Source organism: Pseudorhodobacter wandonensis, assembly GCF_001202035.1.
GTDB lineage: Bacteria > Pseudomonadota > Alphaproteobacteria > Rhodobacterales > Rhodobacteraceae > Pseudorhodobacter > Pseudorhodobacter wandonensis.
The window spans coordinates 347622-364254 of sequence record NZ_LGHT01000044.1; the positions used below are offsets into that span (position 1 = coordinate 347622).

The window sequence follows — 16633 nt, forward strand, 5'->3', positions numbered from 1 at the left end:
TTTTGCATCTGTCAGGGCGGGGGTTTATTTGCAGTGGGTTGGAGCAGGAGCTTGCCAACCATGTGTGACCCAAAACCACCGCTTTCGGTTTGTCATACCCTTTTGGGGCGGGTTGGCACCGCCAAGTCGACCGCTGATGTGCAAAATGATGGCGCCAGCAATGGGCCGTAGCCGGGCGCATCCACTCTACGGACTCGGCCTTGTTTTGGCAGGGCGAAATTGTCAGCAATTTCACGCTGGCGGCAGGACGCGTGCTGATAGCGGGTCCGCGATTTACGGCGCCAAATGGTGCTTGGATCGCTTGCTGTCGTTGGTAAGTCGGAGGCGGAAAACCAAGGCGCACCCGGAAAAAAGCGGTTTCCGGGTGCGCGTCAACTTAGTCGCGCAGCAAGTCGTTGATCGATGTTTTGGAGCGGGTCTTTGCGTCAACCTTTTTCACGATCACCGCGCAATAGAGGTTGATCCCGTTTTTCGATGGCATAGACCCTGCCACGACGACAGAACCTGCGGGGACTTCGCCATACATCACTTCGCCGGTTTCACGGTCAACGATCTTGGTCGATTGGCCGATGAACACACCCATCCCCAGCACCGAACCTTCGCGGACGATACAACCTTCAACCACTTCGGAGCGCGCGCCGATAAAGCAATTGTCCTCGATAATGGTCGGACCGGCCTGCATCGGTTCCAGCACGCCGCCAATGCCGACGCCGCCCGAAAGATGCACGTTCTTACCGATTTGGGCGCAAGAGCCAACCGTGGCCCATCCGTCAACCATAGAGCCTTCATCCACATAGGCACCGATATTTACAAAGGACGGCATCAGAACCACGCCCGGCGCGATATAAGCCGAGCGGCGCACAATCGACCCCGGCACGGCGCGAAAACCGGCGCGGCGCCAATCGGCCTCGGTCCAGCCTTGGAATTTCGATGGCACTTTATCCCACCAGTTGCTGCCGCCGTTAGAGCCGGAAATTTCATGCATATCGGTCAAACGAAATGACAACAGTACGGCTTTCTTGGCCCATTGGTTCACATGCCAATCCGACCCGCGTTTTTCGGCAACCCGCAAGCTGCCGCTATCCAGCGCAGTCAAGGTTGTTTCAATTGCGTCCCGGGTCTCGCCTTTGGTGGCGGGAGAGATCGTGTCGCGTGCGTCCCAGGCGGCTTCAATTGCGGTCTCAAGGGCGGCATTGCTCATGTCATATTCCTTTGCGGTGGTCAGGCTTGCCCCAAGGCTATAGACGTTGTGCATACGTCACGCAATTGCAGACCAAGACCAGACCAGGGAAACATGATGAAAGACGATGCTCGTAAACACCCGTTTCGTGACAGCCAGCAAGATGTGCAGGCCGCACGCCATATTCCGGATACGCCGCAAACGCGGGCACCCGCGTATCGGCTGGCGTTCAACGACAATGATTTCATGTGCCGCGAAGAACTGCGCCCCGTGCGTTTGCAGTTGGAATTGCTAAAGCCGCAGTTGGTAATGGATGAACGCGGGATTGAAAGCACGATTGTGTTGTTTGGTGGGGCGCGGATTCCTGACCCGGCCAAGAAAGACAAGGCGCGCACGAAAACGCTGGCCAATTTGTCGAAGTATTATGCCGAGGCGCAGAAATTTGCCTTTGTCATGACTGAACGGTCGATGGCGAGCTATGGCCGCGAGAACGTGATTGTGACGGGCGGCGGCCCCGGTGTGATGGAAGCGGGAAACCGTGGTGCAGATGAGGCAGGCGGGCAGAGTATTGGCCTGAACATCGTGCTGCCGCATGAACAAGCCCCAAACGAATATGTGACGCCTGATCTGAGCTTTAATTTCCATTATTTTGCGATCCGCAAAATGCATTTCCTGATGCGTGCGGCGGCGATTTGTGTGTTTCCCGGCGGTTTTGGTACGCTGGATGAGATGTTTGAAAGCTTGACGCTGATTCAGACGGGCCGGATGAAGCCCGTGCCGTTCTTGTTGTTTGGCAAGGCATTTTGGGAAAAGATCATCAATTGGGAAGCGTTGGCCGAGGCAGGTACGATTTCGGCAGATGATCTAAAACTATTCCGGTTCGTCGAGACAGCAGAAGAGGCTATTGCAGTGATCGACAGCTGGCCCAAACCGTAGAGGGTTGGCACCTTGCGGGCCCATATAGAGCCTTGGACAAAGCAGTCTTTTGGCGATAACAAAGACTTTAACGCATAACTGAAAAGGCAAATCGCTGGTGACCCATCCAACCCGCCCCGACATTCGCCGTACGCTAACCCTTCGCGATGTCTCTGAGGCGTCGGGGGTATCTGAAATGACGGTGAGCCGCGTATTGCGCAGTCGGGGCGATGTATCGGCAGCCACGCGCGAAAGGGTTTTGGCAGCAGCGCGGCAGTTGGGCTATGTGCCGAACAAGATTGCGGGCGCGTTGGCGAGCCAGCGGGTCAACCTTGTTGCGGTCATTATTCCGTCATTGTCGAACATGGTTTACCCTGAGGTGATGACCGGCATCAGCACGGTATTGGAGGACACGGGCCTGCAGCCTGTTGTCGGCGTTACGCATTATCTGCCCGAGCGCGAAGAATCTGTGTTGTATGAAATGCTGTCCTGGCGGCCTTCGGGGGTTATTTTGGCCGGGCTGGAGCATAGCGATGCAGCGCGTGCCATGTTGGGGAACGCGGGGATCCCGATTGTTGAAGTTATGGATGTGGATGGCGATCCTGTGGATTCCGTTGTCGGCATTTCGCACCGCCGCGCGGGCTTGAAAATGGCTGAGGCCATTTTGGCGGCCGGTTACAAAAAGATCGGATTTTTGGGCACGATGATGCCCTATGACCACCGCGCCAGAAAGCGGTTGGAGGGGCTGGAGGAAGGCCTAGCTGCTGCGGGTATGCAGCTTGCGGATCGCGAATTCTACTCGGGCGGGTCGGCCTTGCTGAAGGGGCGCGAAATGACCGAGGCGATTTTGAAACGCAGCCCTGACTTGGATTTTCTTTATTATTCCAATGATATGATCGGGGCGGGCGGGCTGCTGTATTGTCTTGAAAAAGGCATTGATGTGCCAAATGCGTTGGGGCTTGCCGGTTTTAACGGGGTTGAGCTGTTGGACGGATTGCCGCGGCGTTTGGCGACGATGGATGCCTGCCGCCTGGAAATTGGCCGGACGGCAGCGCAAATTATTGCTGGCTTGCATCCGAGTGGGTTGGTTGGTGGCGAGCGCGTTGAGTTGTCACCAAAGCTTGATTTGGGCGATACGGTCCGCCAATAAGGCCTGCTGCCGGCGCAAGCGGGGGGCTGTCTGCCCCCCGACGCGGCATTGGCGTTGCCAATTCCGCCCCCCCGAGGATATTTCTGGATAGATGATAGGGTTAGGCCAAGAGTGTTGTCGCCGAAACGCCGGTGATCTGTGCCATGATGATTTGGCCTTCTGGGCGATCGGTGGTGAACTGAACCTCGGTAAATTGTTCGGTGCGGCCCATGCGTGGGCTTTCCATGAGAATTTGATGCTTTTTGTCGATTTGCGCGGCAAGGTGCTTTTGTAGCGCTGCATCGCCCATGGCGCGCAGACGTGCCGCGCGGGATTTGATTTCGGGGCCTTTTACGGCGGGCATGCGGGCGGCAGGGGTGCCTTTGCGGGCGCTGTAGGGGAAAACGTGCAGAAACGTCAGGTCGCAATCGGTGACCAGTTTCAGCGAATTGGCGAACATCTCTTCAGTCTCGGTCGGGAAGCCGGCGATGATATCTGCACCGAAGATCATGTCGGGGCGCAGTTTGCGGGCCTCTTCACAAAAGGCGATGGCATCGTCACGCAGATGGCGCCGTTTCATGCGCTTTAGAATCATGTCATCGCCGGCCTGAAGGCTGAGGTGGAGATGGGGCATCAGCCGTGGTTCGGTTGCGATGGCTTGCATAAGGTTTTCATCGGCCTCGATCGAATCAATCGAGCTGATGCGCAGGCGGGGCAAATCGGGGATGAGGCGCAGGATGCGCATGACCAGATCGCCGAGGCGCGGGGTGGCGGGCAGGTCGGCGCCCCAAGAGGTGAGATCGACGCCGGTGAGCACGACCTCTTGAAAGCCCTTATCGACCAAACGCTTGATCTGTTCGATCACCACGCCGGCGGGTACCGAGCGGGAATTGCCGCGGCCGTAGGGGATGATGCAAAAGGTGCAGCGGTGGTCGCAGCCGTTTTGCACCTGCACATAGGCGCGATGGCGGCCGAACCCGTCAATCAGGTGGCCTGCGGTTTCGCGTACCGACATGATGTCATCGACCATCACTTTTTCGGTTTCGCCAATCAGGTCTGGCGCGCGCAGGGTGGCCCAGGTTTCGGGCAGCATTTTTTCGGTGTTGCCGATGACGCGCGTTACCTCGGGCATGGTGGCGAAGGTTTCGGGCTCGGTTTGCGCCGCGCAGCCGGTGACGATAACCGCAGCGCCCGGGTTTTCACGTGCGAGTTTGCGGATTTCCTGTTTGGCTTTGCGCACGGCCTCGGCTGTGACGGCGCAGGTGTTGACCACGACCGCGCCGGACAGGCCTGCGCTTGCGGCCAGTTCTTTCATGGCCTCGGTTTCATAGGCGTTCAGACGGCAGCCCAAGGTGGAAAAGATGGGGGCTGTCATTGGTTGGCGGCCAGAAATTCAGATGAAAGCACGCCTTCGAACACATAGGCCACAGGCCCAGTCATCCAGACGCCATCGTCGCGCCAGTCTATTTCCAAGGTGCCGCCATCAACATCCAGCCGCACTTTGCGCCCTGTCAGGCCGCGCAAATGGGCGGCAACGGCAACTGCGCAAGCGCCTGAGCCGCAAGCCAGCGTAATGCCTGCGCCACGTTCCCACACCCGCATGCGCAGGTGATCCGGGGCGATAAGGGACGCAAATTCGACGTTGGTTTTTTGCGGGAACAGCGGGTCGGTTTCAAACTTGGGGCCGAGAGTGGTGAGCGGTACAGCCTCGGCATCGGGCACGAAGAATATGCAATGCGGGTTGCCCATGCCAACGCCCGCAGGGTCGCCATCAAGCGGCAGATGCAATGGATCAACGGCATGCGATAGCGGAATATCGGCCCAGTCGCACTGGGGGTGGCCCATATTTACCGAGACCATACCATCTGCTTTGCGGGCCGACAGGCTGCCGCGCGTGGTTAGCAAGCTGATGCCATCCTGCCCGGTTTGGCGCATGACCAGATCCGAAACGCAGCGGGTCGCGTTGCCGCAGGCGCCGGCGCGGCTGCCATCAGAGTTCCAGAAATCCAGGGTGAAATCGGCCCCATCGGCATCGCGAATCTCGGCCAGCTGGTCAAAACCCACGCCGCGATTGCGATCGCCCAAGGCGCGGGCAAGCGCAGGTGTGACCACCGCCCCGCGCCCGCGCGAGTCGATTACGACGAAATCATTGCCAAGCCCGTGCATTTTCAGAAAGGCGAGACCGAGGGGAGAAGTGTTCTGTTTCATTCCGCGCATATACGCCCCTGTGAAAGTTTTTGCTAGAGAGTCGTAAATATTGCTTTTTAGCGCTTGACCCCCAGCGCCAGAGTTTCTAGTTAGCACCCAACGTGGGCCGGTAGCTCAGCTGGTAGAGCAACTGACTTTTAATCAGTAGGTCTCGGGTTCGGATCCCGACCGGCTCACCATTTTATCTTTGTGCTTCTGTGGCGTAGCCAAGAAGGCGGGATAAAATGGTGCCCACCGTTACTTTCACTTTGGTATGGTTGCACGATGAGTGTGATGAATTGGGTTGTTTGACCCTTGCGCCATGCAGTCGGGCGCACGCGCCAGAGCCTGGTTTCCGGTCGTCACTAAGTTATAACGCTGTAATCGCCGCGAATTATTGCTGCATGACATAGGTGCCGGGCGCATCGCAAAGAGGGGCGTGGCCTGTGGCACCCATTTGCGGCGGTTTGACCGGCTTGCCCGAGATTTTTTCCAACCATGCTGCAAGTGCAGGCCACCATGAGCCGTCAATTGGGGCAGTTTCCGCCAGCCAGCTATCCGGGTCTTTGTATGGGGCGTCTTTGGATTTGCTGTGCAGGCGGAAATGGCGGTGCGGGTGGTCTGGTTCTGACACGATGCCTGCGTTATGGCCGCCGCTGGTAAGCACAAAAGTGACGTCTGTGTCAGATAACAGGTTGAATTTATAGACGGAATGCCATGGGGCAACATGGTCGCGCTCGGTCCCGACCATAAACACCGGTACGCGGATATCGGAAATGGCGACAGGCCTGTCGCCAACCAAATACCGCCCTTCGGCCAGATCATTTTTCAAGAACAGGCTGCGCAGATATTCAGAGTGCATGCGATAAGGCATACGTGTTGCGTCGGTGTTCCACGCCATGAGGTCGGTCATCTCGGACCGCTCGCCCATCAGGTAGTCGTGAATCACCCGCGACCAAATCAGGTCATTCGAGCGCAAAAGCTGGAACGCGCCGGCCATTTGGGTGCTGTCCAGATAGCCTTTGTCCCACATCATATCCTCAAGATAGGCAAGCTGGCTGTCATTGATGAACAGTGTAAGCTCGCCCGCCTCGGTGAAATCGACTTGCGCGGCCAGCAGGGTCAGGGTTTTCAAGCGCGCATCGCCGTCGCGGGCCATGGTTGCGGCGGCAATTGAAAGCAATGTCCCGCCAAGGCAATAGCCCATTGCGTGAATTTTCTGACCTTTGGTGATCGTGTCGATAACCGAGACCGCGTCCCTGATTCCATAGGACAGATAATCGTCCATCCCCAGATCGCGATCCTCTGCATCGGGGTTTTTCCACGAGATCATAAAAACGGTAAACCCTTGCGCCGTCAGATAGCGCACCAGCGAGTTTTGTTGGCTGAGATCAAGGATGTAGTATTTCATGATCCATGCCGGCACGATCAGGATTGGTTCGGGCCGGACGGTTTCGGTGGTTGGCGCGTATTGGATCAGCTCGATCAACCGGTTGCGAAACACCACCTTGCCCGGCGTGGTTGCCAAATTGCGGCCCACAGCAAACGCCTCGGCGCCCACGGGTTTTTGGCCAGCATTGGCGCGGGTTGTATCCTCGATAAAATTTTGCCAGCCGCGCATCAGATTCATGCCGCCTTGGGCCATGGTTTTGGCCAGCACCTCGGGGTTGGTCAGTGGGAAGTTCGAGGGCGAAAAGACATCAAGTATCTGCCGTGCGGTAAAGGTGACGACATCTTCGTGTTGGCGGGTCACGCCTTCGACGTCGGTTGTTGCATTGTGCCACCATTGTTGGTTCAGCAAAAACGCCTGCGACATCACGTTAAATGGCCAGTTCTGCCAGTGTTCGCCCTGAAAGCGGTTGTCTTGGGGCAGGGGGGTGATGCAGGTCGCGCCAGATTTGGCATCGCGCGCACAGCCCGATGCGTAATTGGCGAAGCGCATGGTTTTTTTGACAGCCTTTTCCAGCAATTCCAGTTGTTTGCCGGGAGAGGCCGTAAGGTGAAGTGCCCAATCTGAATAGGCAGAGGCAAGTGCGATGGGTGACAGCCCGCCGGTAAACCGCGCTTGCATGGCTTTCAACCTTTTGTCCAAGCCTTGCTCGATGCTGATAGATGGCTGACGCTTGGGTACAAGCATTGCCGAAGGGCTTGGCCAGACGGTGTCGGGTATCGGGTTGAGGCTTTCGACAGCTTTGGTTTCATGTGCCATCCTGCGGCTCTTTCTGCTGTGTTCCAGTGCTGCGGGCAGTATAGAGCGTTGAAATATCTGTGAGGTTGATCTCAATCAACTTTGTCATCGGCCAAGGGCCTTAGAATTGGCGCAAGTGGGCCTGCAACGCCCTGCGTGTTCTGAGGAATTGATGACCGCACAAACACAGCCAGAGCTAGACCGGACCACCGATGGCCGCATCTGTGCCATTCGCGGTGGCGTTGTGGATGTGGCTTTTGACGGCGTGGTGCCGCGCATCCATGATTTGCTATTTGCGGGAAAGGTCGCACTTGAGGTGACTGGTTTGGTCGGGCGTGGCGTGGTGCGGGCAATGGCCTTGGCACCGGTGCGCGGATTGGGGCTGGGGATGGCGGTCTCGGCCACCGGTGGGCCGATCAAGGTACCTGTGGGCGAGGCCGTGTTGGGCCGGATGCTGGATGTGTTTGGTGCGCCGATTGATGGCCGCCCTGCGCCTGTGGCGGTTGAGCGGCGCTCGATCCACCGCGCGCCACCGAAGTTGAGCGAGCGTGTGCTGCATTCGCAGATGCTTGAAACGGGGATCAAGGCGATTGACCTTTTGTCGCCGATTGAGCGGGGCGGCAAAACGGGGCTGTTTGGCGGCGCGGGTGTGGGCAAAACCGTGTTGATCACCGAGTTGATCAACAACACCGTGCAGCACCACAACGGTGTCAGCCTGTTTTGCGGCATCGGCGAACGTTCACGCGAGGCCGAGGAGCTGTACCGCGAGATGGGCGAGGCCGGTGTGCGCGACAAAACCGTGATGCTGTTTGGCCAGATGAATGAGGCCCCCGGCGTGCGGTTCCTGATCGGCAACACGGCATTGACGATGGCCGAGTATTTTCGCGATGACAAAGGGCAGGATGTGTTGTTGTTGATCGACAATGTTTTCCGCTTTGTGCAGGCGGGGTCCGAGGTGTCTGGCCTGATGGGGCGGATGCCCAGCCGTGTGGGCTATCAGCCGACCTTGGCCACCGAACTGGCGGGGTTTGAGGAGCGGATTACCTCAACCAAGCGCGGGGCGATTACGTCGATTCAGGCGGTCTATGTGCCTGCCGATGATTTTACCGACCCGGCGGCGGCGCATATTTTTTCGCATCTCTCGGCCTCGGTGGTGTTGTCGCGCAAACGCGCGAGTGAGGGGCTTTATCCGGCGGTGGACCCGCTTGCGTCAGCCTCGGTGATGTTGACGCCTTCGGTTGTCGGGCAACGGCATTATGATATTGCCCGCGCCGTGCGACGTACGCTGGCCGAGTATGAAGAACTGCGCGATATTATCGCCATGCTGGGGCTGGAAGAGCTGTCTTCGGCTGACCGTGCCACCGTAGCGCGGGCGCGGCGGCTGGAACGATTCTTGACGCAACCTTTTGTGACGACAGGCTCTTTCAGTGGGGTCGCGGGCAAAATGGTGCCGATTGCGGACACGCTGGACGGTTGCGAAACGATTTTATCTCAGACCGTATTCGATTTGCCCGAAAGCGCCTATTACATGATCGGCGGTTTGGCCGACCTTGGGGCCGCGATATGAGCATGGCCGCAGAAATGACGGTGACCCTGCGGTTGCCAACAGCCACCTTGTTTGAAGGCAATGCCTTGCGGTTGACGGCCGTGGCGCCCAATGGGGCCTTTGGGATTTTGCCGAACCACGTGGATTTTGTGACCGCCCTAGTGCCGTCTGTGATGACCTTGCAATTGGTGGACGGACGCGAAGAGATCTTTGGCATTGACGAAGGGACGCTGGTTAAAAAGGGCCATTCGGTCAGCATTGCCGCGCTGCGCGGGGTGCGGGGCAAGGATTTGGCCAGTCTGAAAGCCACGGTCGCGGCACGGTTTATCCAGATGGATGAAGAGGAACGTCAGGCGCGGTCGGCCCTATCGCGGCTGGAGGCCGATATGGTGAGGCGCTTTGCCGAATTGAAACGGCCGCAGCCATGACACCAAAAACTGACAAGCCAAAGCCCGATAAACCCAGCGAAGATATCGCCCGCCATGCTGCGCGGATGCAGGCCAAGCGCGATAACCCGGGGCCTAGCCCTTTGCGCGGGATTGGCATGTTTGGCGCGATTGGTTGGTCGATTGTGGTGCCAACCGTCGGCGGTGCGTTCTTGGGCCATTGGCTGGACCGCGTGGCACCGCAGGGGTTTTCCTGGACCATCGCCTTGATCTTGGGCGGTGTGGTGCTGGGGGCGATATTGGCGGCGGGCTGGATTAACAAGGAAGGAGGCGGCAAATGATTGCGATTGACTGGACCGTTTTGATGATCGGCGCGGCGATTGGCGGCGTGGCAAGTGGCGCTTTCTTTGCCGGTTTGGCCCATGGAATGCGGCTTGCTTTGCGCAGTGCCGCACCGGTTAAGGTTTTGGCGCTAAGTGCCGTGTTGCGTATTGCGGCGCTGCTGGCCTTGGGCTGGGTGGTTGTGGTGCAAGCGGGGCCCTGGGCGGGTATGGGATATGCCTTGGCCTTTATGGCTATGCGGTTGCTTGCCACCACCTACATGCGCGTCGGGGCATCTGGGCGGGGGGCAAAATGACGCTTTCACCTGACACAATCGTCATGTTCACCCTTTGGGGTATTCCGATCAACGCAACGATCTTTTTCACTTGGGTTGTGACGGGGGTGCTGTCGGTTTTGTCGATGCTGATCACCCGCAACCTGCGCCCGGATGTGCCGCCAAACCGGTGGCGCACGATGTTAGAGGTGATCGTCCAAGGCATCCAAGGCCAGATAGCGGAAATCACCGAAGGCCCGTCGCGCCATTTGCTGTATTTCGCGGGCACGCTGTTTTTGTTCGTGGCCGTTTCCAACCTGTTGCTGGTGATACCGGGGTTTGAGCCGCCGACATCATCGCTTTCCACCACGACCGCACTGGCGATTTCGGTGCTGATTGCGGTGCCGATGTTTGGCGTGGCCAGTCGCGGGCTTGGCGGTTACTTGAAAACCTATCTTGAGCCGTCGTTTATCATGTTGCCCTTCAACATTATTTCCGAGTTCTCGCGCGGTATTTCGCTGGCGATCCGTCTTTATGGCAACATGATGAGCGGGGCTGTTATCGCCGCTATCTTGCTTGGTGTTGCGCCGTTTTTCTTTCCGGTGGTGATGGATATGCTGGGGCTGCTGACCGGCCTGATTCAGGCCTATATCTTTGCGATTTTGGCCACAGTTTACATTTCCAGCGCCATTGCGACCCCATCATCAAGCCAATCTGAAAAGGACTTGCCATGACTGACCTTGGCCTTATTGCCGCTATTTCCATTTTCACGGCGGGGCTGACCGTTGCCTTTGGCGCCATCGGGCCTGCCCTTGGCGAAGGGCGTGCGGCCTCGACAGCGCTAAGCGCGATTGCACAGCAACCGGATGCGGCCTCGACCATTTCGCGCACGTTGTTTGTCAGCCTTGCGATGATCGAATCTACGGCGATCTATTGCTTTGTGGTTGCGATGATCCTGATTTTTGCCAATCCGTTCTGGACGGCGGCGGTTGAGGCGGCAAAGGTTGCGGGTAGCTAGATCATGTCTATCGACTGGATTACCGTTGCGGCCCAGATTGCTAATTTCTTGGTGCTGGTCTGGCTGTTGAAACGGTTTTTGTACCGGCCCATTCTGGATGGCATTGACGCGCGCGAGGCCGAGATTGCAGCGCGCATGGACCGTGCTGTTGCCGCCAAAGCCAAAGCAGAAGCTGTTGAGGCGGCGTTTGTTGAAAAGACGCGGGCGCTGAACGTTGCGCAATCTGGAATCGAGGAAAACATGCGCAAGGCGGCCGAGGCGCAGCGCGATGCGTTGTTGGCCGAGGCGCAGCAGCGGATGGAGAAAGACCACGCCAATTGGCAGGCGCATCAGGCTGACGAGGCGCGCGCCTATGCGGCCAGCCTGCATAATGCGGGGGCCACGGCCTTGTTGCAGGTGGCACGCAGGGTGCTGACCGACCTAGCGGATGAAACGCTAGAGGCGCGCATGGCGCTGCATTTGATGCATAAAATCCAGCCGATGATTGCCGATATGGGCCGCGCCATCGGGCACGCGAAAACGGCGGTTTTGACCAGTCGTGACCCGATGTCACCCGCGGCAGAAACCGCTGTGACAGCCGCGTTGCAGGTGCATTTCCCTGATATTCAGGTGCGTTTTGAAACTGATGCCGCACAGGCGCCCGGCCTGATGTTGCGCATGGGTGGCGCGCAAGTGGCGTGGACGGTGGATAGCTATATCGACGGGCTGGATGTTTTGGTTGCCGAGCAGCTAGCCCATGGACCCGCGCAGAAAGTGCAGTCGAAATGAGCCGCCACACAGACCAAGCCGTTGACGAAATGCTGAAGGTGTTGATGGACAGCGCGCCACCAGCGCCAAGCCTGAGCGCGATTGGGCAGGTGGCCGAGGTTGCCGACGGCATCGCCATTGTCACAGGGTTGGAGCGTGCGCTTTCGGATGAACTGCTGCGTTTTGACTGCGGCGTTCAGGGTATTGTGCTGGACCTTGAACCGGGGCGGCTGGGTGTGGTTTTGCTGGGCGCGTCCGACCGTGTGACCGTGGGCGAGGCTGTGATGCGCACGCATCAGGTGGTCAAAACCAAAGTGGGTGCAGCACTGTTGGGCCGCGTTGTCGATGCACTGGGCGACCCGCTGGATGACAAGGGGGTGATCAAGGCCGAAAGTATGCAGCCGGTTGAGGCGGAGGCGCCAAAGATCCTGGATCGCAGCGCAATTTCGCGGCCGTTGGCGACTGGGATCAAGGCGATTGATGCGGCGGTGCCAGTTGGTCTTGGCCAGCGGCAGCTGGTGATTGGTGACAGGCAGACGGGCAAGACCTCGCTCGCGGTTGATGCCATTCTGAACCAGAAAACGACAGATGTGATTTGCATTTATTGCGCCATTGGCCAGCGCGGTGATGCGGTGGCCAAGGTGATCGGCGCGGTGCATGACGGCGGCATGACGGCCCGAACCATCATCATGTCGGCAGGCGATGAAGAGGCGGCGGGTCTGGCCTATGTTGCACCCTATGCGGCGCTCACCATGGCCGAACATTTTGCGGGGCAGGGGCGTGATGTATTGGTGGTCTTGGATGACCTGACCCATCACGCGCGGTCGTATCGCGAGCTGTCTCTGCTATTGCGTCGGCCACCGGGGCGCGAGGCGTTTCCCGGTGATATTTTCTATATTCATGCAAGGCTGTTGGAACGCGCGGGGCAGTTTGCCGATGCTGCGGGGGGCGGATCAATCACGGTTTTGCCGATTGTCGAAACGCAGGCTGAAAATCTGTCGGCCTATATCCCGACCAACCTGATTTCTATTACCGACGGGCAGATTTACCTGTCGCCGCGTCTGGTGCGCAAAAACCAGTTTCCGGCGGTCGATCTGGGGGTGTCGGTGTCGCGCGTGGGTGGCAAGGCGCAAAACCGCGCGTTCCGGTCGGTGGCGGGCAATTTGCGCGTGACCCTTTCACAATTCGAAGAGTTGGAAGATTTCGCCCGTTTTGGCACGCGGCTGGATGATGCAACCCGCGCGCGGCTGATGCGGGGGGCGGCGGTGCGTGCATCCTTGCGGCAAGCCGAGCGTGACCCGATTTCGGCAGTCGAACAATTGGCTGTTTTGATCGCCGCGATGGAGGGCCAACTTGACGCGCTGGGCGAGGCCGACAGTTTTGCAGTGATGGAAGCTATCAGGGTGGGCGCGCGCGAACTGGGTGATGTTGCCAAGCAAATTGCGCAGAACGTGCCGTTGAGTGATGCGGCGCGGGCGCAGATGGTCGCGATAGGCGTGCAGGCCCGCAAAACGGTGGAGGCAGGCAATGGCGCAAACACTTGACGCCCTTGCGCGGCGCAGTGCCAGCATGAAAGGCATCCGCAGCGTTGTGCACACAATGAAAACCTTGTCCGTGATCAACGCGGCGCCCTATGAGCACGCCGCCCGCGCGATAGAGGCCTATCACGCCACAGTGCTGGACGGTCTGCACGCGTTTCTATCGCAGTCCGGTCCCCTTTCTGCAACCGGCAAAGATGCGCAGCGTGTCGTGGTCGTGTTCGGCTCGGACCACGGGCTCTGCGGTAACTATAACGAGGCACTGGCGGCGCATGTCGTGCGCGGTTTTGCGGGCGCAACGGTTTTATGCGTCGGCGCGCAAATGGCCGATGCGCTGTCGGATCAAGGGCTTGGGGTTCGTAAAGCGTTCTTTCCGCCTGCCTCGGTTGATGGGATAGGGCGGCTTGCCAATCTGCTGACCCGCAAACTGGATGCGATGCAGCAGGGCGGGCACCCGCTTGACGTGTCATTGGCCTATTTCGCGCGAGACGAGAACGGGTTGCAAGAGGCGCGGATCGTGGGGCTGTTGCCGCTTGATCCGGAAATGGTTGCCGATTTTCAGGCCAAGCCCTGGGCATCGCGCAGCCTGCCGCAGTTTTCGATGCCGTCAGATGACTTGTTCATGTCGCTGGTGCGCGGGCATTTGTTTGCCAGCCTGTTTCGCGCGGCGGCCGAGGCTTTGGTAACCGAAAACGCGGCTCGCCTTGCGTTGATGCAACAGGCCGAGCAATCGGTTGATGACAGGTTGGATGCACTGCTATCCGATACCCGCGCGCTGCGGCAAACCGAAATCACAACCGAACTTTTGGATGTGATTGTCGGGTTTGAAGCGCTGAAGAAGCGGCGGCTTGGTGCGGACAAAGCCTAAGTTTTGGAAAACACGTATTGCGTGTGTTGGGTATAGGTCTCGCCCGGATTCAGCACGGGTTGCGCCCAGTCGGGGTTGTTGATGGCGTTTGGCCAAAACTGCGGCTCCATCGCAAAGCCGCAATAGGGGCCGTAGGTGGTGCCATCCAGCCCTGCGACGGGCACATTAACCCGTGCGGTATCATAGATTTGCAGGCCGGGTTGGTCAGTGTTGACCTGAAGCGTGATGGCCTCGGTTGCCAATACAGCAACCTTGCGCATCGGCTGCGGCCCATGTGACAGGCAGACGTTCGTATCAATAGCCACAGCGTTGCAAACCTCGGCCAAAGGTTTGGCGCTGTGCAGATCAAAGGGCGTGCCAGCCGTTTCGGCGACTTCACCGGTTGAGGTCAGGTTTGCATCGGTCGGCAGGTAATGATCTGCATCGATTTGCAAGCTATGCGTACGAATATCGCCACCGTTAAGGTTAAAGTAACTGTGGTGCGCCAGATTGCACAGTGTAGGGGCATCCGTGGTTGCCTGCATTTGCAGATCCATCACGCCGTTTTCGAGGAGGGAAAATGTCAGGCTGATATTCAACGTTCCCGGGTAGCCGGTATCCCTGGCATGCGAGGTAAGGGTGAAGGTGGCGCTGCTGTCTGTATGCGCGGCGATTGTCCAGATCTGGCGCGAAATGCCGTTGCTGCCACCGTGAAGGTGGTTTGGCGCATTATTGGTTTCCAGTTGGTAATCGGTGCCGTTCAGCGAAAAGCGGCCTTGCCCGATACGATTGGCGCAGGGGCCAACCGTCGCGCCGAAGTAACCTGGAAAGTCGATATAGGGCGCAAGGGTTTCAAACCCGAGGACGAGCGGGGTTGCATGACCTGCTAGCCGCAAATCGCGCACCACGGCGCCATATGTCAGCATGTGGGCGGTCAACCCTCCACCTTGCAGGGTGATTTGATGCACGATGCGGCCATCGGCAAGCTGGCCGAAGGGGATGATTTGCGCCATTGGAATGCCTTTTGCCCAAAGTGATTTCGTCGCGATGGTGACGCGGCAGCGCGGAAATGACAAGCGGTGTTGCATTTTGCGGATCGGCTTTTGTCATCGGATGGTTTAAGGCGGTGGCAGCAGGCAAAGGCGCGGGACAGTGAAAGAAAACAGGACAGAAACGCGGCTTTTGTGGCTGGATGTGGCGCGGACCGTCGCTGTCATCGGCATGGTGATTTACCATTTCACCTTTGATCTTGGCATGTTCGGCTTTATCGACGGCAACACCCCCGTGACTGGCTTTTGGGCCGTTTTTGCGCGCAGTGTGGCCGGCAGTTTTGTGGCGCTGGCGGGGTTCAGTCTGTTTTTGTCGCATCAGCGCGGCATAAAGTGGGGTGCGTTCTGGCGGCGGATGGGCATTTTGGTAGGCTGTGCGGCGCTGATTACCCTTGCTACCTATTTTGCAATGCCGCAGCAGTTCATTTTCTTTGGTATTTTGCATTCCATCGCGCTGGCTTCGTTGCTTGGATTGGCATTCTTGCGGCTGCCTTGGGCTGTGACGCTGCTTGTGGCTGCTGCGGTTCTGGCTGTGCCGCAGCTTTACCGCGATGTGGCGTTTGATGCACCGTGGCTGCTATGGGTAGGGCTTGCACCCGGCTTTCCGCAAACCATGGATTATGAGCCGATGTTCCCTTGGTTTGGCGCGTTTCTATTGGGCATGTCGGCGGCGCAGTTGATGCTGTCTCGCGGCCCATTAGTGCGCAAAGTGGCGTCACCGCTATTGGCGCGGGTCACGTGGATCGGGCGGCATTCGTTGGTCATTTATCTTGTGCATCAACCGGTTATCATTGGGTTGTTTAACCTGTATTTCTGGTTCCGCTAAACCGGCAGGTCGCGCGCATTGGCGATTGCCTCCATGGTGATATAGGAGGTAACGGTTTCCAGCTCGACCTTGGCAGTCAGGCGCTGATAAATCTGGTCAAAGGCGTTCATGTCTTCGGCCACGATTTTCAGCATGTAGTCATAGTCGCCCGCGATACGGTAAAAATCGATGACATGCGGGATGTTCATCACTTCGCGTCGAAAGATTGCCAGCCAATCGCGGCTGTGATGGCGGGTGCGCACCATGACAAAGACGGTTAGGCCAAGGCCGATTTGCGGGGCGTTCAGCCGCAGGGTTTGGCCTGCAATCAGGCCGCTATCTTGCAAAATCTTAAGTCGCCGCCAGCAGGCGTTTTGCGACAACCCCACGGTTTCGGCCAATTCGCGTTGCGATTGGGCGGCATCGTGTTGCAGGGCACGAAGGATGGCGCGGTCAATTTGATCTAAAGAACTGGCATTCATTCGATCATTTGACCCAATTTT

General features: G+C 58.2%; 18 protein-coding genes and 1 tRNA gene. 13 read left to right on the forward strand and 6 right to left on the reverse strand.

Annotated features, from left to right (window positions below):
* Positions 1–376: 376 nt before the first annotated feature.
* Positions 377–1201 carry a 2,3,4,5-tetrahydropyridine-2,6-dicarboxylate N-succinyltransferase gene (gene dapD / locus AKU79_RS16660; RefSeq protein WP_050524867.1) on the reverse strand — a complete coding sequence of 275 codons (825 nt, stop codon included), beginning with the start codon at positions 1199–1201 and terminating at the stop codon, positions 377–379.
* A 96-nt stretch (positions 1202–1297) separates the two neighbouring features.
* On the opposite strand from dapD, the gene AKU79_RS16665 reads away from it, so the two are divergent.
* Both AKU79_RS16665 and AKU79_RS16670 read left to right on the forward strand, forming a co-directional pair.
* Entirely contained in the window at positions 1298–2116 is an 819-nt protein-coding gene (locus tag AKU79_RS16665; RefSeq protein ID WP_050524868.1) for an LOG family protein, read from the forward strand.
* Between the two features lie 97 nt (positions 2117–2213).
* Positions 2214–3245 (forward strand): LacI family DNA-binding transcriptional regulator, encoded by a 1032-nt coding sequence (locus AKU79_RS16670; protein WP_050524688.1) that lies wholly within the window; start codon positions 2214–2216, stop codon positions 3243–3245.
* 100 nt (positions 3246–3345) lie between these two features.
* Here AKU79_RS16670 and mtaB read toward each other — a convergent pair whose 3' ends face one another.
* Both mtaB and dapF read right to left on the reverse strand, forming a co-directional pair.
* Positions 3346–4599: a tRNA (N(6)-L-threonylcarbamoyladenosine(37)-C(2))-methylthiotransferase MtaB gene (gene mtaB, locus AKU79_RS16675; RefSeq protein ID WP_050524689.1), complete on the reverse strand. Its 1254-nt coding sequence runs from the start codon at positions 4597–4599 to the stop codon at positions 3346–3348.
* The gene (gene dapF / locus AKU79_RS16680) at positions 4596–5432 is read right to left on the reverse strand and encodes a diaminopimelate epimerase (protein ID WP_050524690.1); all 837 of its coding nucleotides are present in this window, start codon (positions 5430–5432) and stop codon (positions 4596–4598) included. The genes mtaB and dapF overlap by 4 nt, the downstream gene beginning before the upstream one ends.
* A 103-nt stretch (positions 5433–5535) precedes the next feature.
* Between dapF and AKU79_RS16685 the strand changes: the two genes are divergently transcribed.
* Positions 5536–5611 (forward strand) — tRNA-Lys (locus tag AKU79_RS16685).
* 194 nt (positions 5612–5805) lie between these two features.
* Here AKU79_RS16685 and AKU79_RS16690 read toward each other — a convergent pair.
* Complete coding sequence (locus AKU79_RS16690) at positions 5806–7548, reverse strand: alpha/beta fold hydrolase (RefSeq protein ID WP_050524869.1); 1743 nt, start codon at positions 7546–7548, stop codon at positions 5806–5808.
* 223 nt (positions 7549–7771) lie between these two features.
* Here AKU79_RS16690 and atpD point away from each other — a divergent pair, with 223 nt between their 5' ends.
* Genes atpD through AKU79_RS16735 form a run of 9 tightly spaced genes read left to right on the forward strand, consistent with a single transcriptional unit; the run spans position 7772 to position 14297 of the window.
* Complete coding sequence (gene atpD, locus AKU79_RS16695; RefSeq protein ID WP_050524870.1) at positions 7772–9166, forward strand: F0F1 ATP synthase subunit beta; 1395 nt, start codon at positions 7772–7774, stop codon at positions 9164–9166.
* Complete coding sequence (locus AKU79_RS16700; protein ID WP_050524691.1) at positions 9163–9573, forward strand: ATPase; 411 nt, start codon at positions 9163–9165, stop codon at positions 9571–9573. The genes atpD and AKU79_RS16700 overlap by 4 nt, the downstream gene beginning before the upstream one ends.
* A complete protein-coding gene (locus AKU79_RS16705; RefSeq protein WP_050524692.1) occupies positions 9570–9872 on the forward strand; it encodes an AtpZ/AtpI family protein in 303 nt (100 codons plus the stop codon). Before AKU79_RS16700 ends, AKU79_RS16705 begins: the two co-directional genes overlap by 4 nt.
* On the forward strand, positions 9869–10168 hold the full coding sequence (locus tag AKU79_RS16710; RefSeq protein WP_050524693.1) for a hypothetical protein: 300 nt from the start codon (positions 9869–9871) through the stop codon (positions 10166–10168). Before AKU79_RS16705 ends, AKU79_RS16710 begins: the two co-directional genes overlap by 4 nt.
* The gene (locus AKU79_RS16715; RefSeq protein WP_050524694.1) at positions 10165–10860 is read left to right on the forward strand and encodes a F0F1 ATP synthase subunit A; all 696 of its coding nucleotides are present in this window, start codon (positions 10165–10167) and stop codon (positions 10858–10860) included. Before AKU79_RS16710 ends, AKU79_RS16715 begins: the two co-directional genes overlap by 4 nt.
* Positions 10857–11144: a F0F1 ATP synthase subunit C gene (locus tag AKU79_RS16720; protein ID WP_050524695.1), complete on the forward strand. Its 288-nt coding sequence runs from the start codon at positions 10857–10859 to the stop codon at positions 11142–11144. Before AKU79_RS16715 ends, AKU79_RS16720 begins: the two co-directional genes overlap by 4 nt.
* 3 nt (positions 11145–11147) lie before the next feature.
* Positions 11148–11912, forward strand: coding sequence for an ATP synthase subunit B (locus AKU79_RS16725; protein WP_050524696.1), 765 nt, complete (start codon positions 11148–11150; stop codon positions 11910–11912).
* Positions 11909–13435 carry a F0F1 ATP synthase subunit alpha gene (locus AKU79_RS16730; RefSeq protein ID WP_050524697.1) on the forward strand — a complete coding sequence of 509 codons (1527 nt, stop codon included), beginning with the start codon at positions 11909–11911 and terminating at the stop codon, positions 13433–13435. Before AKU79_RS16725 ends, AKU79_RS16730 begins: the two co-directional genes overlap by 4 nt.
* Entirely contained in the window at positions 13419–14297 is an 879-nt protein-coding gene (locus AKU79_RS16735; protein ID WP_050524698.1) for a F0F1 ATP synthase subunit gamma, read from the forward strand. Before AKU79_RS16730 ends, AKU79_RS16735 begins: the two co-directional genes overlap by 17 nt.
* Here AKU79_RS16735 and AKU79_RS16740 read toward each other — a convergent pair.
* Complete coding sequence (locus AKU79_RS16740) at positions 14294–15364, reverse strand: aldose epimerase family protein (protein WP_050524699.1); 1071 nt, start codon at positions 15362–15364, stop codon at positions 14294–14296. The two genes, AKU79_RS16735 and AKU79_RS16740, sit on opposite strands and share 4 nt — an antisense overlap.
* A 64-nt stretch (positions 15365–15428) precedes the next feature.
* Between AKU79_RS16740 and AKU79_RS16745 the strand changes: the two genes are divergently transcribed.
* The gene (locus tag AKU79_RS16745) at positions 15429–16151 is read left to right on the forward strand and encodes a heparan-alpha-glucosaminide N-acetyltransferase (RefSeq protein WP_050524700.1); all 723 of its coding nucleotides are present in this window, start codon (positions 15429–15431) and stop codon (positions 16149–16151) included.
* Here the strand turns inward: AKU79_RS16745 and AKU79_RS16750 are convergent.
* Positions 16148–16612 carry an Lrp/AsnC family transcriptional regulator gene (locus AKU79_RS16750; protein ID WP_050524701.1) on the reverse strand — a complete coding sequence of 155 codons (465 nt, stop codon included), beginning with the start codon at positions 16610–16612 and terminating at the stop codon, positions 16148–16150. The genes AKU79_RS16745 and AKU79_RS16750 overlap by 4 nt on opposite strands.
* Positions 16613–16633 lie beyond the last annotated feature (21 nt).